Raw genomic sequence first — 16,640 nt, 5'->3', positions numbered from 1 at the left:
ATCAATAGGAGTTTGCAATGGGCTATCTGGTTGATAAGGTTGAATGGGATATAAAAAAAGATATGCTACAAAAAATTCGAGAGCGAGTTTTTGTTTACGAGTTACATATCCCCAAGCACATCGAATTTGATAGCCTAGATAAAATTGCATTACATGTACTTGTTACAGACGATGCAAACTGCCCTATTGCAACAGGTCGGCTGTGTACAGATGGCTTAATCGGCAGAATAGCGGTATTACCCGAGCACCGTAATCGCAAAGTATATAAATCGCCTCTTAACTTTATTGTTGAATTAGCTTCCAACCAAGGTATAGAAGAAGTAAGCATTAATTGTATTTTAAATGAGGTAGAGCGTTTTAAGCGAAATGGCTTTATTCAGCAAGGAAATGTTTTTATGGAGGCGGGAATTCCTAGGCAACGTATGCAATGCTCTGTTTCGGCGTTTAATACAACCCCCTTCACACTTGTCCATTAGATAAAGAAAAGGGCTATAAATAAGCTATCACCCTCTACATTGTTACTTAACCCAAACTGTAGTTACTTTGGTTCATTTGCCCACAGCGGTTCATTATCATACATTTCGTACAAGCCATGTGCTCTATTTATAAGTAAGTTAGCAAAATCTACCTGCGTTTTATCACGCGCGCCTGTACTCATAATTTGATCCGCTTTTAATTGCCACTGCAAAGAAAAATAACGCATTGCATCGCGAGCATCTGTAGCTGCACTTACTTCAGCATGATCTGTAGGTAAGCGCCCTGTTACTACCCAATATGTTTTACCGTTTTGGGCTTTAAATTTCCACATTGCACAAAGTGGTGCTAAAAATCGGCTGTCTTTATCAACTACTGATTTTGGCATAATGCCCTTTTCGGCTAAATGTTTTTGCGCTGCTTGAAAACATTCGCGTTGCCACTGCATTCTTTGCTCATCAGTTATAACTTGCTCTTTTGCTGTTAACGGCTTTTTTTCTTGTTGTTGCATTTTTAATAACCTTTTACTTCTTTTTTAACACTCTAAGGGCTTAGTAAATAAGGTGCAAGTATAAAAAGGTCGTTTGCACCTTAAAGCGCTCTGTTTGCTGTGTTTTTAGCCAAACTATTATTTTATATTGTGATCAAACGAACCTACATCACCCGGAAAAACTACTGGAGACTCAATACCGTCTTTACTAACAGAGGCTACACCAAAGTAATAATTATCAATCACTACGTTTTTAAGTGTGTACTGTGAAACCTTACCAACGTATTTACTAAACTGCCATTGCGGCTCGCTCGTGTAACGCCAATAAATTTTATAGCCAGCAATATTTTCATCACTGCTTTGTTGCCATGAAAACGACGTATCAGCTGTAACAGCGCCCTTTATTTTAACTTCTTTTGGCGGTGCGGGTGCCCACGCCATAGACGCCATCGTTACCGCATTAAGTGAAGTTAACTTAGCCGTATAATCAAAATCAACACCTTCAATGGTATCACCATACTCAACACCATTTTCAGTGCGTAAATCTTGATGCTGACGATCGTAGTGCTCGTTAGTTTCCATAATACGCACTGCTGCAAAACCTGCATCATTAAATGGGCGATGATGCCCACCACGACCAAATCTATCTAATCGATATACAAGCATTGTATCTAAATTAGGAATGTATCTGTCAGCAATAGTATCTATGTAGCGAGCTAAATTACGACTCGCAGAATCAACTTCACCACCTGTAAAGCGCCGAGTATTAGCTTGCTCTTTTGTTTCTACAACACGGGTACCTTCTGAAAATATACGTGCAGTCGTGTTATTAGTTACCCCATTAATACCGGTAATATTGCCAATCATATCGTTGTTTAAAACGCCATGAACTTGCCAGTTATGCTTTTGTGCATAAGCCGTTAATATTTTACCGCCAAACAAACCTTGCTCTTCGCCCGAAAGCGCCGCGTAAACTACCGAACCATTAAATTTGTATTTACTTAAAACACGAGCTGCTTCTATTACTCCTGCCACGCCCGATGCATTATCGTTAGCACCCGGTGAATCACTCGTAAAGTCCATAACATCACTTACACGTGAATCTATATCACCCGACATCATCACCATCCGATTCGGCTCGCTCGATCCACGTTGAATAGCCACTATGTTAACCACTTCAACAGGATTAGGAATGCGTTTTTCGCCCGATATAGTGTCCTTTACTTCAATAATTTCCAGACAACCACCACACTGCACAGATATTTTTTCAAATTCTTTTTTTATCCAACGCCTAGCCGCACCAATACCTCGCGTATCCGATTTAGTCTCTGAAAGCGTATGGCGAGTACCAAAATCCACCAGCGTTTGAATGTCACTACCGATACGGGTAGCCGACACTTCACTTGCTATATCGTGTAACTTTTGTTGGTCGGTATATTGTAATTGCGTTTCACCATGTGCTGATAATGCAAGTGAGCAAGCGCCTGCAATTGCAGTAAATTTGAGTAACGTTGTTGTGATTTTTAAAGGTGTTTTAAGCATCTATTAGCTCCTAATTATTATGGTGTAACCATTACTTAACTAAGATTTTATGGCAATACATTTGAGGTAGATGTAGAAAGGAGCACGCTAAAGCGCAGTTATAGTAATACTTAGAGAGTTAATTGAGTCGTACAATCAACATAATACCGGTCATAGGAATTAACCCAAACATCCACAGCTTTATTCCTAAAATATATTTTTTAAAGCTCCCTTTATTTATACAAGATCTAACTCTACTTCTATAACCGTTAAAATCACCCAAAATTAAAAACACAATTCCAATTACGATTGCGTAAAATAGAGCACCAATAAGTAAAGGGTTTTGCTTAAAAGTACTGATTATTTTATCTAAGTAGTGAATGTCAAACGTCATAGCTAAAAGAAAACTATATACAGTAGATATCATAGCTAACAATGCTGCAGCATTTATGGCCGTATTTTTATTTCTTGAGTCTAATTTTTTCATCCACTGAGCACACACAAAATGAACAGCGCAAATAAATGTTCTCATTTTCAATCCTTGAATAACGTCTAACTAATTAATTGCTAATACAATATTATATTTTGAGGTTAAATTACAAACCTTGTTACACAATAATCTATTAAAAAATATGTTTTTCGTGGCACACTGTCATTGTTTATATATTAATAGTTTAAGTTATGCGTCAGCTAAAAGAAGATACAGTTAAAAGTAACCTTATTGAGTCGCAGCAAAGTGCATACGGCCCCGTATGCGTGTATCAAAATAAAGAATACCGGTGGTTAACGCTTGCACAAAAAACCAATGAAGACATTACAATTCAGGGCGTTATGAACCTTATACACCCTGAGCAAGTAATAGTACCTGTAAACCAGTGTATGATGTTATTTTTACTTAAACCGGTAGATACACTAAATATATTAAATTTAGGCTTGGGCACTGCAGGGTTTGAGCGAATTATGTATCACTTACAAAGTAATACGCCTTACATAAACACCATCAATACATTTAACACGGTAGAAATAAACCCAAGCATTGCCTTAATTGCTGCCCAGCACTTTAAGTTACCAATTAAGCACAGCACCTATTTACAATGCGCCGAGCAATATATTACCCAATGCACTGATCACTTTAACGTAATCACTATCGATATTTTTAGTGGTGAATATCACCAGCCTTTTTTAACCAGCGATAGCTTTTGGCAAAATATAAATAGCTGCAGTGAGCAAAATACGCAAGTAATCATTAATTTAAACCCACAAACTGGCCAAGAGCTGCAAATGCTTTTAGTACTTTTAAGGCAACATTTTAAGTGCTTAGCGATAATAGAGTTTAACGAATACAAAAATATAGTAATCATACTAAGCCAGCAAACATTAATGCACATAAACGTTGATGAAATACAACACTCACCGGTGTTTATAAATTTTGCACCAAACCTTTATAAAAGTATTAACAGCATTTACCACATTGAATAAAACGCGTTACCGACCAGGTTCATGTTTTTCATAGCACGGTAAGCTTGTTTCTAACTTCTCCCAGTTAGCTTTAGACGTAACAAAATTATGCGATAAAACCTGCTCAGTAATATCGCTATCAAATATTCCTAAACGAATTCGTATTCTGCTTTTGTCATCATTATTGCTACTGTAAACCGGCGAGCCACACCACTTACAAAAGTAACGAGTGCGCCCTGGTTTAAAACTAAATTCACTAAGTAATGCTTTTCCTTTGGTTATTGTGAAGTCATCTGTATTTACAAAGCCATTGGTTGCAAATGCAGTCCCGCTGTTTTTTCTGCACAGTGAACAATGACAACGAATAATGCTGGTTATACTACCCGACACTTCAACCCTTACCTCACCGCACAAACACGAACCCGTATACATATAACATCCTAACTATTAAATTATTTTAAACTCAGCTGAAATTTGCTGAGTTGATTTAATGGATAAGTTTACTGGTTAATTTTTTGAATGGAATAATAATTTTTGTATCTTCGCAGTTCCCACGCCATTACCTATTGCTTTAATGGTTGACATAAAAACATTAAATTGGTTACATAACTCTCAATAAAAACTATAGCCAAAATTTAAATTGGTTAACCAAATATCAATAATATTACGAGAGCCAATTATGTCTTCCAAACACATTTTAATTCTATGTTTGTTTAGCACGCTATCAGCATGTTCAACCATTCAAAAAAGTACATCGAGCGATTGGCTACTTATTGATAACTTTGAAAATTCACTTAGCAAGTGGCAAAGTGTCGATACCCAAAATGAAACTAAACCACAGGTTAAAAACCCACAAATAACAGTTATACAACCAGAACAAGCAAACTCATCAACAAATCATTATTTACTAAAAAAACCTGCAGCTGAGGGCATTGTAGGAAATCGTAAAGCGCTTTCTTATACAAAACTTCCACAAGCGGTTGAAGTTGGTCAAACCTACACATTTTATATGCGTATAAACGTAGCTACTTTTCCTAATAACCATGCTTTTGGATTAAGCAACCTTACGCCAGAGCTAATTAATAAACATGCGTACGATGCGTTTGAGCCTACACTTCGCGTAACCGATAAAACAGAATCAAACGGGTTTGTAAACGATGGCGCTTTAATGGTTAAAACCGACAGCGGGTATAGCAACATTCAAAACTACACTACCAAACAATCGGCCAAGCCACTGCAAACAAATACCTGGTACGACGTATGGTACGTTGTTAATAACGCAGCAGCCTCAGAGCAAGGTCAGCAATATGCTGTTTACGTAAAAGGTGGTGAATTTAGCAAGCAAACACTGGTGTATAAAAATGCACAATTTAGAATGAAGCGCGAACAACCTCTTATATATTTTTTAGCAAACTGTAATACAGGCCCAATTAAAAAGCCTTACGGAAATGGTGGTCTCAGATATGACGATTTATACATGAGCAAAGGTACAAACCTAAATAACCCAATGCTATAAAGTAAGTGAAGTGTTTTTAGGTGTTCTTTTATACATAAGTTTATATTAATAACGCTCTAGCATATTCACAATTAATACCTTACAAACCTGCATTTAAAAATACTTAAATGGTATAATAGCCACCATTATTTGCCATTTAAGTTTTTAAAATGTATCGATTATTTGAAAAAATGACAAAAGCATTTCCTGAGGATCAACCTACTCAGCCGCCTTCGACTTTATTTGCTTTTTGTCGTCACTACACCAAAGGAATGGAATTGTCGTTGGTGCTAATGTCAATCAGCGCCGCCATGCTCGCTATTTTAGAGGTTTCTTTATTTAGCTATATGGGGCAGCTTGTTGATTGGTTAACGGCCTACACACCCGAAACCTTGTTTGTAGAGCAAAAATCAGAACTTATCAAAATGGCTGTCATGCTCTTACTGGTATTGCCCGTAGTCGTATTTTTTCATTCTGCTATTTTGCACCAAGCATTACTGGGCAATTACCCTATGTCGATTCGCTGGTTAGCGCATCGTTATTTACTGCGCCAAAGTGTGAGCTTTTATCAAAATGAGTTTGCAGGAAGAATAGCCACCAAAGTATTACAAACCTCTTTAGCCGTTCGCGAAACAGTGACCAAACTACTCGATGTATTAATGTACATAGTGGTTTATTTTGGCTCAATGGTATTTTTAGTTGCCGAAGCTGATTGGCGCTTAATGATCCCTTTACTGGTTTGGTTAGTTTTATACATTTGCGTACAGCTTTATTTTGTACCTCGCCTTAAAAAAATTGCCAGCTCACAAGCTGATGCGCGCTCAGAAATGACCGGTCGAATTGTTGATAGCTACACAAATATTTCTACTATTAAATTGTTTTCGTATACCCAGCGTGAAGAGCAATACGCAAAACAAAGCATGGATGTATTTTTGCAGCCTGTGTACAAACAAATGCGCTTGGTAACCAGCCTAAACTTTGTTATTCAAAGCTTAAATTATTTATTAGTATTTTCGGTTACCGCAGTATCACTTTATTTATGGTCGCTTAGTGCAATTAGCGCAGGTGCCATTGCAGTTGCTGTTAGTTTAGCGCTTAGATTAAACGGTATGGCGCAATGGATCATGTGGGAAATAAGCAGCTTGTTCGAAAACATTGGCACCGTAGCCGATGGTATGAAAACACTGTCTAACCCTATTGAAGTTGCCGATAAACCAAATGCCGATACACTTAACGTAAGCCAAGGTGCTATTGAGTTTAACAACGTACATTTTAACTACGGCAAAGCTGCAAACGAGACTAATCGCAGCCCAGTAATGAATGGTTTAAACTTAAACATTAAACCTGGCGAAAAAATTGGCTTAGTCGGTCGCTCTGGTGCAGGTAAATCAACACTTGTTAACTTGTTACTGCGTTTTTACGATACTGACTCAGGAACAATAAAAATTGATGGGCAAAACATCACAGACGTAAGCCAAGAAAGTCTACGCCGCTACATAGCGATGGTTACGCAAGACACTTCCCTGCTTCATCGCTCAGTAAAAGACAACATTTTGTATGGTCGCCCTGATGCAACACAAGACGAAATGATCAACGCGACCAAACAAGCTAAGGCACTTGAGTTTATAAACGACTTGGTAGATAGCAAAGGTAACAAAGGCTTTGATGCACAAGTGGGCGAACGCGGTGTTACTCTTTCAGGCGGTCAACGCCAACGTATTGCTATTGCACGTGTGCTACTTAAAAATGCACCCATACTTATACTCGACGAAGCCACCAGCGCACTCGACTCAGAAGTAGAAGCGGCAATTCAGGCAAGTCTTGATGACTTAATGACAGGCAAAACAGTAATCGCCATAGCGCATAGGCTCTCAACCATTGCACAAATGGACAGATTAATTGTACTTGATGACGGCGGCGTAGTTGAGCAAGGCACTCATGAAGAACTAATCGCTAAGGGTGGGATTTACGCAGCCCTGTGGACACATCAAACAGGCGGGTTTATAGGCGTCGATTAGCCATTAATATTACCTTACTGTAGACGTGGTTTATATTCTGCTGCTACCTAAACAAAAAAGCGAAGATGCCTTAAAGGCTCTTCGCTTTTTTGTTTAAAGTTATAAATAGAGTTTATAACTTTTTTATAAACTAAGAGATTAGTCTTAATCCTATCATTATCAGCATAACCACATTAGCAAGCACACCAATTAAAAAGAAGTAACTACGTGGACTTGGGTTTTTCTCCGTTGCTATAGCGTAGTACAGCGCCATGTGAATTAAACGCGCAATTAAGTACACCCAAATACACATTGCAAAAATCGGGCTTTGATAATTAATTACAAACGCAAATAACACCGTACCTATAAATAATGCGCTGTTTTCAAGCGTATTATGAAACGTACGATGCGCTCTAAATATAAAGCTATCGTGCGATAAATCCTCGTCAATTTTACCTGGTACAGCATTTGGCTCTTTAGCTTTGCTAAACGTAGCCACAGCCCACTGTACAAGCAACATAATTAAATAGAGGTAAAATGCCAAATAGGCCGAAAGTGCAACTTCAGTCATTACTAAATCCTTTATTTTGTTTTTTAACTTAGTTTAGAGTGCAATTTTAAGGCCTAAGTTAATACACTGATATTTAAAGGGTTAATTTAATAAGCCTAATTACATATGTAAGTAACTCACGGCGTTGTATAAAATTTACTTGTTATGATTTTAAAAATAACATCAAAACTGAGCTGTATACTGCTGGATTTACTCCGATCTAAAAAGCTTAAACTCTTCAAACGCACAATCCCACAACACAACTTGATTACGACCCAAAGACTTAGCCTCATAAAGTGCTAAATCGGCCTGTTCAATTAACTCAGAAGGTGTTCTGGCTTTAAATTTAATAGACGTAACCCCAAAACTACACGTAACAGGAATATCATCAAATATCGCTTTTTCTACTTTAATACGAATAGCTTCAGCAATACGTATTGCTTGCTCTTGAGTCGTGTTGGGTAAAATAATACAAAATTCCTCGCCACCAAAACGGGCAACGCTATCACTGTTGCGTATATTGGCTTGTAAAAGACTGGCAACGCCACAAAGTACGGTGTCGCCAATGCTGTGCCCATAAGTATCGTTAACACTTTTAAAATGGTCAATATCGACCATTAAAATACAATATTCTTCAATCTGAGGTAAATCCAAAAAGTCGCGATTCATAATCTCAAATAAAATGCGGCGGTTATAACAATTGGTTAAAGGGTCTCTCGCGGCCAAATAGTCTAACTCTTCATTACGTTTTTTAGAGGCAATAAAGCTTCGATAAACCAATAAAACAATAGCTAAGCAAGCGGCTAATAAAAATGCGAGCGCAATACTCGCGTATTTGTTTTTTGCAAGCTCTAGCTCTGATATAACCCTAGCTTGGCCTGATATTTCAATTTCATTGTTTTTCTTTTCAAGCTCAAGTTGATGGAGTTTTTCTTTTTCTCTTAACGTCTCCAGCTCTATTTCCATTTTGTGAGAATGCAAATGTGCTTTTTCAAGAGCAAGCTTACTTTCGTCTCTTTCGTATTGAATGATTCCGGTCAGGGCTATTTCTTCTTCCGCGTAACGTAGTGATTCATTTATTCGTCCACGCTGTTTTTCTGCTATTCGAATTTCACGATAAGCGTATAGCATATGTAACTTATCATCTATTTCGGTTGATAAAGCGAGTGACCTTTTTAGTAAAGAAATCGCCTCATTTGTATCAATACCAATTAAAATCGCCGCAAGCGCTGTTAGCGACTTTATCTCATAAAGCTTACTGCCCGTTTTTCTGGCGAACGACAACGACTCTTTGTAATACTCTATAGCCTTGTTTTTATTTCCTTGGGCACGATAAATATTAGCAATAATACGCGCCGTTATAGAAATGTAGGATGTAAGATTTTTGGTTTTATAAGTTACGTAAGCTTTCTGAGCAAATCTCATCGCTGATTCTAAGTCGCCAGACTCATAGTTAATAACAGCCATTTCTCTTAAGGCCGACGCGAGCGTTTTTTCCTCGACCACACCTTTTGGTAAATCAATGGTTATTTGATAGAAAATCTCGGCCTGATCAAACTGCTTTAATCGTGTGTATAGCAGCCCCATTTGATTGGATGTTTTAGCAATCCCAAGCACGTTATTTACTTTTTTATAATATAAATATGCCTCATTTATATGCTTAAGTGATTTTTCATAAAGGTTGATATGTCGATAAATAATACCAGCACCTAATAATGCTTTAGCCAAGCCCACAGGATCGTCAATTTCTTTATGTATTTCTAATGCACGAGTGGAGTAATCAAGGGCTAAAACTAAGTTGTCTAAATAGCGCTGCGCTTCTGCTAGTGTATTTAATGTACGCGCCATCAACTTTAAATCATCTAAATTAGTATATATCTCTAAAGCTTTGGTATAAAAATGAGCCGTTTGCTCTCTATTTTCAAGGCGCTTATACGACTGAGCTAATTTTTTATACGTTTCACCTAACTGTTTTTGTATTTGTTCGTCTTTATTTACAAGGTATTTTAAAGCAGATGAATATTGCGTTATCGCGTCATTGTATTTTTTTTGTTCATAAAACGAATCCCCCTTTGTTAGGAGTACTTGTGCTATAAAAAACTCATCGCCATACACAAGCGTTGTTGGTAATAAAGTTTCAATGCGGTTAGCAAGTTCGTCATAACGTTTTTCATCTAATAATATTTTTATATAATTAATAGACGCCTTTATTTGGTTGCGTGAATCATTTAATTTACTGTAATAAGCCGAGGATTGTGAAAAGTGATGAAGCGATTCATTAATATTGTTATTTTTTTTATTCGCTTTACCTAATAAGTTATGTAATTTTGCGCTGAGTAACGTGTCATCAGCACTTTGCGCTTGTAACAACAACGCCTTACTTAGTTCGATACTTGTTATAACGTCAGTATCCATAAGTAATTCGGCTCTTTTTAGCAGCCCTGTATTAGATTCATTGATTAAACTGTATGAGGTGGTTTCTTGCGCGTAAGCGCTACTTAAACTAATATAAGCGCTACTTAAACTAATAAACAAAGCAAAAAGCAAAGCTTTCACTAACAATTTAGAATTATAAATTCGATTTACGAAGAAAGTGTGTACTTGCGAAGTTAAGTCCATCTTTCGCGTGTGATACGAGTAAGTGTAAAATTCCATATTTACCATTTTAGTGATTTGTTATTAATTTAATGCAAAAATTCTGGCGATAAAATATACACATAAAGACTGCAGGTCAAGTTTCGCTGCAATATGGGTAATTGTTAATTTATGATTTTAGCATAATTATGCATATTGCAGCTTAATTCTTTTTTAGCTTAATCGTACGCTGTAAGTTATTAAATGAGAAAACCTAGCTTCTTAGTTTAAGGGTAACCAATACAACACCGTGGTCGGTAGTTAAATCATCACGCTCGTACTCAGGGTTTATTAAGTGCCTGTCGTAAGTGTTATAACCACTGACTTCAAAAAAGCTGTCATCGTAACTAGCGTCAAACTCACACGACAATAAAATATAATCAAGCACTGAGCTGCTCGCGCCATAATAATGTGTTGGCGGCCTTAACGGTGCTGGCTTTGTTATGTTTATATTTTTTACTTGGCTTTTATCCGCTGAATCAACAATCTCGCTGTTACTGCTATCACAATCACTTTGTACATCGTTTGTTATTGCTTCATCGCTAAAAACCTCATCATTACTTAGCTGCGACTTAACAAACAAATCCCATGAATCATTTAGACAATATTTAGCGAGGTAGGTTTTAGCGTCAAACGCAGGTGCAAAGCGCAGCGTACTCGTCAGTAAATGGCTTAATACGCCATCCGCTAGTTCATTATTAAAGTCCCCCATTAATAGCATGGGTTGTTGCGTAGCTTCGCGGCGAGTAATCATTTGTATCATTAGCAATGTAGCTTCACTGCCACGCTGAATAGTTGAGCCCCAACCACCCGCTACATTCGCTTTTAAAATCTCAATTATGTTTTGCTCGGGCGCTAGCTCTTTGTTGTGTTCATCAACATTAATCATTGGGCGCTTAGATTTAAAATGCACCACATAACAATCAGTATTGCCTATGTGCGGTAAAGTAACGGTCGCTCTCAATACCTTACGACTAAAAGTAAACTCACTATTAAGGCCAAGCGTACTTGCAAGCTCACTATCGTGTTCAACCGCTGCTACCTCAACTATGGGATATTTAGAGGCAATCGCTACCACGGGGCGCTTATAAATAAAATCATCAATCACTTCTGGTGTATCTACCACTGCAAAGTAGTTATAGCCTTGCTCAGCAACTAGCTCTTTTAACGAGTCAATACTAAACACTTCCTGAAAACCAATCACATCAGGCTCGTGCTCTGTTAAGTAATCAACAATCCAACGCTGCTTTTTAGCCCACTGTTGCGCGGTATAAATCTTCTCAAACTCATAGTATGCATTGGGCGGCTCAAGATAGTTAAACAGGTTAAATGTGGCTATTTTTAGTTGGGTGTTAATAATTACAGACTCTTCACGGTTTAAATCTGTATCTAACTGTTTAAGATCTTGATTGCTGATGGGTATCGCCTAAGTAAAGTTGAAAATGTTGCTTGCTTATAAACTATCATTTTATTACATGTTTACGTAATAAATCAGCCAGCTTAATTGTAATTTTATACACTCTTTTATTTTAGTCTTTATTATATCCCTCAATAAATAGCATTAACGTGCTTAACCAGATAAAATTCGCGGCAATTAAATATGAGCGAAGTGAAGTTGTCATGAGTAGAAAGATTGAACTATTAGCCCCAGGCGGTGATGTAAACGCGGTAAAAGCCGCCATTGTAGCCGGTGCTAATGCGGTTTATTGTGGGTTAGATACCTTTAATGCACGTAACCGAGCGTCTAATCTTTCGTTTGATGAGCTTAACGGCGCACTTCGCCTAGCCCATGAATACGGCTGTGAGATATTTTTAACGCTAAATGTAGTTATATTAGAGCACGAAATGGGTGCGCTATTTAAGCTATTAAATCAGCTAGTAAATACCACGCTCGATGGCATTATTGTGCAAGATTTAGGGTTGTTCAATATAGTTAAAAAGCACTTTCCTACGTTGCATATTCACGCATCAACTCAGTTAACCACGCATAACGAATCACAGGTTGAGTTTTTAGCGCGCATTGGCGCTACACGTGTAAATTTATCGCGCGAGCTTAACTTAACTGAAATTAAAATACTGACCGACGTAGCGCATAAATGCGACGTATTAACCGAAGTATTTGTGCACGGCGCATTATGTATTGCGTTTTCAGGGCAATGTTATTCAAGCTCAGTAAGTGTGGGTAACTCGGGTAATCGTGGTCGCTGCTCGCAAGCGTGTCGTGATGAATACGAGCCAACTGCGATGGGTAACAAGCATCCGTTAAACTTAAAAGATAACTCAGCTTATTTCGACCTGCCAGAGCTAGTAGCCGCAGGTGTTGATTCGTTAAAGGTAGAAGGTCGTATTAAAGGCGCTAACTACGTACATACGGTTATTGATAGCTGGCGCAAACAAATAGACACGTTTGTGCAAACCGGTAACCTAATTGAAGACGATTCAAGCTTATACAAAGTATTTAACCGTAACTTTACTAATAAGTTTTTAACCGGCGACATGACCAAAAACATGTTTACCGATAACCCGCGCGACCATAGCTTTGATCACGCAAATGAAAAAAACAACGCAATTTCGGTCGTGCAAATTTACGATGCACAGCAAGAGCTTTCTACTCAAAAAAGTGAAATTGATTCGTTAGTTAAAAAGAAAATTGAATTTTTAGATATTTCAAAGCGCGAGCTTACATTAGAATTTTCAGGGCAATTAAATCAGCCATTCACTGTAAACATAATTATTGAAGATAAAAACGATATTACGCTTTCGAATAAAAACGAAAAAGAGCCTCTACGCTTTGAAGTTCAATCGCAAATGCCTATGCAAACCGCCGATAAATCGGTTGTTGATATTGCTGCTATTGATAAACGCTTTAAAAGCTTTAGTAATGCCAATTTTGAAATTAAAAATATGGATTACTCAAACTTAGGCAACAACTTAAGCATTCCGTTTAAAGAGCTCGCCCGTATTAAAAAGCAAGTCGCGTTTTTATTAAACGAAGGCAAAGACGTACTCGCCCCTGTTGAATTACCAAAACTAGTAAGCCACGAAAAAGCAGATAAAAACAAAACAACACTCTCTATTTTAATATCGGACATAAAAGACGTTCACCTATGTGATTTAACAGATGGCGATGTTTACTTTAAATTACCTGAGAGCTTTAGAACCGATAACGATAAATACATCAACGTATTTTTAGAGCACCCGCAGTTAATTCCGTGGTTCCCGGCGGTATTAATTGGTAAAGATTTTGAAGAAGCGGTACGTTTACTCGAGGTTGTAAAACCTAAGCTTATTATTAGTAACAACACAGGCGTTGCATTTAAAGCCGTGCAAATGGGTCTTGACTGGATTGCCGGTCCATTATTAAACACTACAAACTCTTATGCGTTACTAACCCTACAAGAAGATTTAAACGCTAAAGGCGCGTTTATTTCAAACGAAATAAACAAGCAGCAAATGCGCAGTATTAAACGCCCTAACAACTTTAAAATGATGTACAGCATTTATCATCCAATACTAATGATGACCAGCCGCCAGTGTTTTTTCCAGCAAACCGTTGGCTGTAAAAAACCACGTATTGATGCCAGCTGTATGCTGAGCTGTAAAAAGGAAACAACCGTTACCAATGTTAAAGGCATTAGCTTTGCCATTGATAAACAAAAAGGCGGCTACCCGAGCATTTATAATCATGAACAATTTTTAAATATGGATATTGTGACCGATTACGCCGATAAGTTTGACGAGTTCATGATTGATTTAACTGACATTGGCTCAGGCGATAAAGAAAAGCTAGATAAAGCCGTGTTACTCGCCCACTTCCAAGATTTAATTAGCGGGCAAACACAAGCAGCTGATCAATTAAATCACATGGTAAAAGTAAAAACACGTCAGCAATATGTTGAAGGCTTAAACAGTTAAGGTAAGTAATAACATGACATTGCCATTATTATATTCATTACAACACTGCCCATACGCAATGCGTGCACGAATGGGTATTTTAATGGCAGAGCAACACGTGCTACTACGCGCTATTAAAACTAAAAACAAACCACCGCATCTTTTGCAAATATCGCCAAAAGGCACGGTGCCTGTTTTATTACTGCCGAATAATCAAGTTATAGATGAAAGCCTAGATATTATGCTGTGGGCTTTAAAGCAAAACGATCCGCATAATTTACTTCATACTCAAGACCCATTAGCACTTGAGCGCATGCTTGAATTAATTAAGCTAAACGACACGAAATTTAAGCCCGTGCTCGAAAAGTACAAATTTTATGCTCGCACAAAAGACATGGCACAAATTTATTACCAAAAAGCCTGCGAAGAATTTATTAAGCAATTTGAAGAAAAACTAACCACGCATAAATACTTAATGGGCGATGAAAAAAGTCTAGCCGATTATGCCCTGCTACCATTTATTAGACAGTTTGCCCGTGTAGATAAACATTGGTACTTACAAAGTGAATACACGCATGTACGCGCATGGTTAAACGAGTTTTTACACGCCCCCATGTTTACCAAAGTTATGACCAAATTTGATTTGTATATGGACTGCGGCGAAGAGTTTTTATACGGCGTTAAAAAATCTTAACTTAGCCTTTGTTTTATAGAAATTACATTGTCATAGCTAGCTACAAAGCTAAGCATTGAATTATTCTCATCATCGAATTTAAGCCATTTATTTACGCTATACTGCCCTCCCCATTACTAACAAACGCTATGCATTATGAACTACTCAAACTTCGGCACTAAATTCACACAACCCAACGGCATTACTCAGTTAATGGAAGATTTAGGTGGTGCTAAAAACAGCAACAATCCTAATATTGTTATGCTCGGTGGCGGTAACCCCGCATTAGTACCACAAGTAAATGAGGTTTTTTTAAGTGAATTACAAAAACTCGTTGCCAGTAACAAGGTATCGCAGGTATTTGGCCTTTACGACGGCCCGACTGGTAACGACGAGTTTAGAGCTGCATTAGCTGGCCAGCTAAGTAAAGAGTTCGCATGGGATATTAGCGCCGATAACGTAGCACTTGGTAATGGCAGCCAAGCTAACTTTTTTGTATTGTTTAATATGTTGGCAGGTGAAATGCCGGATGGCAGCCATAAAAAGATTTTATTTCCCCTTGCGCCAGAGTACATAGGTTATGCCGATCAAGGTTTATCTGATGATATGTTTGTTGCCATAAAGCCTGATATCGAAATTTTAAATACAGGCAGCACATCAAAACAGTTTAAATACGTCATTGATTTTAAAGCAGTTGAAAAAACACTAGCAAACGACAACAGCATAAGCGCGCTGTGCGTCTCACGACCTACCAATCCGACAGGTAATGTAATTACTGACGATGAAGTAAAACACCTTGATTTGCTCGCTAAGCAATATGGTATTCCACTCATTATTGATAACGCATATGGCGATCCGTTTCCAGGTTGTATTTACACCGATGCAAACCTAACGTGGAACTCAAATATTATTTTATGTATGTCACTTTCAAAGCTGGGCCTACCGGGTTTACGCAGCGGTATTGTGGTTGCAAACAATGAGATTATTAAAGCAATTGGTCGCGTAAATGGCAGCATGGTGTTATCGCCAAATAGTATTGGTCCAAGCTTAGTGACACGCTTAATTAACGACAACGAACTACTGCCACTGTGCCGTAATGTTGTGTTGCCTTTTTATCGTAATAAAGCACACATAGCGATTGAGTTGTTTAATGAAGTATTTGCCGAACTGCCTGTTTACCTGCACAAAGTTGAAGGTGCCTTTTTTATGTGGCTGTGGTTTAAAGATGCAAAAATAACCAGCGAAGTGTTGTATCAAAAGCTTAAAGCTCAAGATGTATATGTAATTCCTGGGCACAACTTTTTTATTGGCATTGACGACAGTTGGCCGCACAAGCACGAGTGTATTCGTATTAACTATGCTACTGATGCCAATACTCTAAAAAAAGGCTTAGAAGTGATTAAATCGCTAATAAAGTAAATACACTGATGCTGATATTAATATCAGCATCACCC

At 37.8% G+C, this 16,640-nt stretch carries 14 protein-coding genes; 7 read left to right on the top strand and 7 right to left on the bottom strand.

The annotated features are described in order from the left end of the window. Positions 1 to 17: 17 nt before the first annotated feature. On the top strand, positions 18 to 476 hold the full coding sequence (locus tag I6F50_RS01030; protein WP_197175124.1) for a GNAT family N-acetyltransferase: 459 nt from the start codon (positions 18 to 20) through the stop codon (positions 474 to 476). 62 nt (positions 477 to 538) lie between these two features. Here I6F50_RS01030 and I6F50_RS01025 read toward each other — a convergent pair whose 3' ends face one another. The 3 genes from I6F50_RS01025 to I6F50_RS01015 form a co-directional block, all read right to left on the bottom strand. After that, a complete protein-coding gene (locus tag I6F50_RS01025) occupies positions 539 to 985 on the bottom strand; it encodes a DUF4826 family protein (RefSeq protein WP_007580192.1) in 447 nt (148 codons plus the stop codon). Between the two features lie 117 nt (positions 986 to 1,102). After that, the gene (locus I6F50_RS01020) at positions 1,103 to 2,506 is read right to left on the bottom strand and encodes a M28 family peptidase (protein ID WP_197119325.1); all 1,404 of its coding nucleotides are present in this window, start codon (positions 2,504 to 2,506) and stop codon (positions 1,103 to 1,105) included. A 118-nt stretch (positions 2,507 to 2,624) separates the two neighbouring features. After that, a complete protein-coding gene (locus I6F50_RS01015; protein WP_024589167.1) occupies positions 2,625 to 3,017 on the bottom strand; it encodes a hypothetical protein in 393 nt (130 codons plus the stop codon). Positions 3,018 to 3,166: 149 nt separating this feature from the next. Between I6F50_RS01015 and I6F50_RS01010 the strand changes: the two genes are divergently transcribed. Beyond that, positions 3,167 to 3,964 (top strand): hypothetical protein, encoded by a 798-nt coding sequence (locus I6F50_RS01010; protein WP_197175122.1) that lies wholly within the window; start codon positions 3,167 to 3,169, stop codon positions 3,962 to 3,964. Positions 3,965 to 3,970: 6 nt separating this feature from the next. Here I6F50_RS01010 and I6F50_RS01005 read toward each other — a convergent pair whose 3' ends face one another. After that, a complete protein-coding gene (locus I6F50_RS01005; protein ID WP_197175120.1) occupies positions 3,971 to 4,375 on the bottom strand; it encodes a GFA family protein in 405 nt (134 codons plus the stop codon). A gap of 247 nt (positions 4,376 to 4,622) precedes the next feature. Here I6F50_RS01005 and I6F50_RS01000 point away from each other — a divergent pair, with 247 nt between their 5' ends. Beyond that, entirely contained in the window at positions 4,623 to 5,459 is an 837-nt protein-coding gene (locus I6F50_RS01000) for a hypothetical protein (RefSeq protein ID WP_197175118.1), read from the top strand. 149 nt (positions 5,460 to 5,608) lie between these two features. Continuing rightward, complete coding sequence (locus I6F50_RS00995) at positions 5,609 to 7,456, top strand: ABC transporter ATP-binding protein (protein WP_165727854.1); 1,848 nt, start codon at positions 5,609 to 5,611, stop codon at positions 7,454 to 7,456. Positions 7,457 to 7,586: 130 nt separating this feature from the next. On the opposite strand, the gene I6F50_RS00990 is transcribed toward I6F50_RS00995, so the two are convergent. The 3 genes from I6F50_RS00990 to I6F50_RS00980 all read right to left on the bottom strand — a co-directional run bounded on the left by I6F50_RS00990 (position 7,587) and on the right by I6F50_RS00980 (position 11,943). After that, positions 7,587 to 8,006 carry an MAPEG family protein gene (locus tag I6F50_RS00990; protein ID WP_002963227.1) on the bottom strand — a complete coding sequence of 140 codons (420 nt, stop codon included), beginning with the start codon at positions 8,004 to 8,006 and terminating at the stop codon, positions 7,587 to 7,589. 189 nt (positions 8,007 to 8,195) lie between these two features. Further along, positions 8,196 to 10,400 carry a GGDEF domain-containing protein gene (locus I6F50_RS00985; protein WP_231612956.1) on the bottom strand — a complete coding sequence of 735 codons (2,205 nt, stop codon included), beginning with the start codon at positions 10,398 to 10,400 and terminating at the stop codon, positions 8,196 to 8,198. 433 nt (positions 10,401 to 10,833) lie between these two features. Further along, positions 10,834 to 11,943, bottom strand: coding sequence for an endonuclease/exonuclease/phosphatase family protein (locus I6F50_RS00980; RefSeq protein ID WP_197175291.1), 1,110 nt, complete (start codon positions 11,941 to 11,943; stop codon positions 10,834 to 10,836). A 296-nt stretch (positions 11,944 to 12,239) separates the two neighbouring features. Here I6F50_RS00980 and I6F50_RS00975 point away from each other — a divergent pair, with 296 nt between their 5' ends. The 3 genes from I6F50_RS00975 to I6F50_RS00965 all read left to right on the top strand — a co-directional run bounded on the left by I6F50_RS00975 (position 12,240) and on the right by I6F50_RS00965 (position 16,605). Further along, positions 12,240 to 14,534 carry a peptidase U32 family protein gene (locus I6F50_RS00975; protein ID WP_166376821.1) on the top strand — a complete coding sequence of 765 codons (2,295 nt, stop codon included), beginning with the start codon at positions 12,240 to 12,242 and terminating at the stop codon, positions 14,532 to 14,534. A 13-nt stretch (positions 14,535 to 14,547) separates the two neighbouring features. Continuing rightward, positions 14,548 to 15,207, top strand: coding sequence for a glutathione S-transferase (locus I6F50_RS00970; RefSeq protein ID WP_165741189.1), 660 nt, complete (start codon positions 14,548 to 14,550; stop codon positions 15,205 to 15,207). 135 nt (positions 15,208 to 15,342) lie between these two features. After that, the gene (locus tag I6F50_RS00965; protein ID WP_197175113.1) at positions 15,343 to 16,605 is read left to right on the top strand and encodes a valine--pyruvate transaminase; all 1,263 of its coding nucleotides are present in this window, start codon (positions 15,343 to 15,345) and stop codon (positions 16,603 to 16,605) included. Positions 16,606 to 16,640: the final 35 nt, after the last annotated feature.

The organism is Pseudoalteromonas sp. NZS127_1, from assembly GCF_015864295.1.
Lineage (GTDB): Bacteria > Pseudomonadota > Gammaproteobacteria > Enterobacterales > Alteromonadaceae > Pseudoalteromonas > Pseudoalteromonas arctica.
Note: the sequence above shows the minus strand (reverse complement) of the source record. Positions and strands in the feature narration are given on the sequence as shown.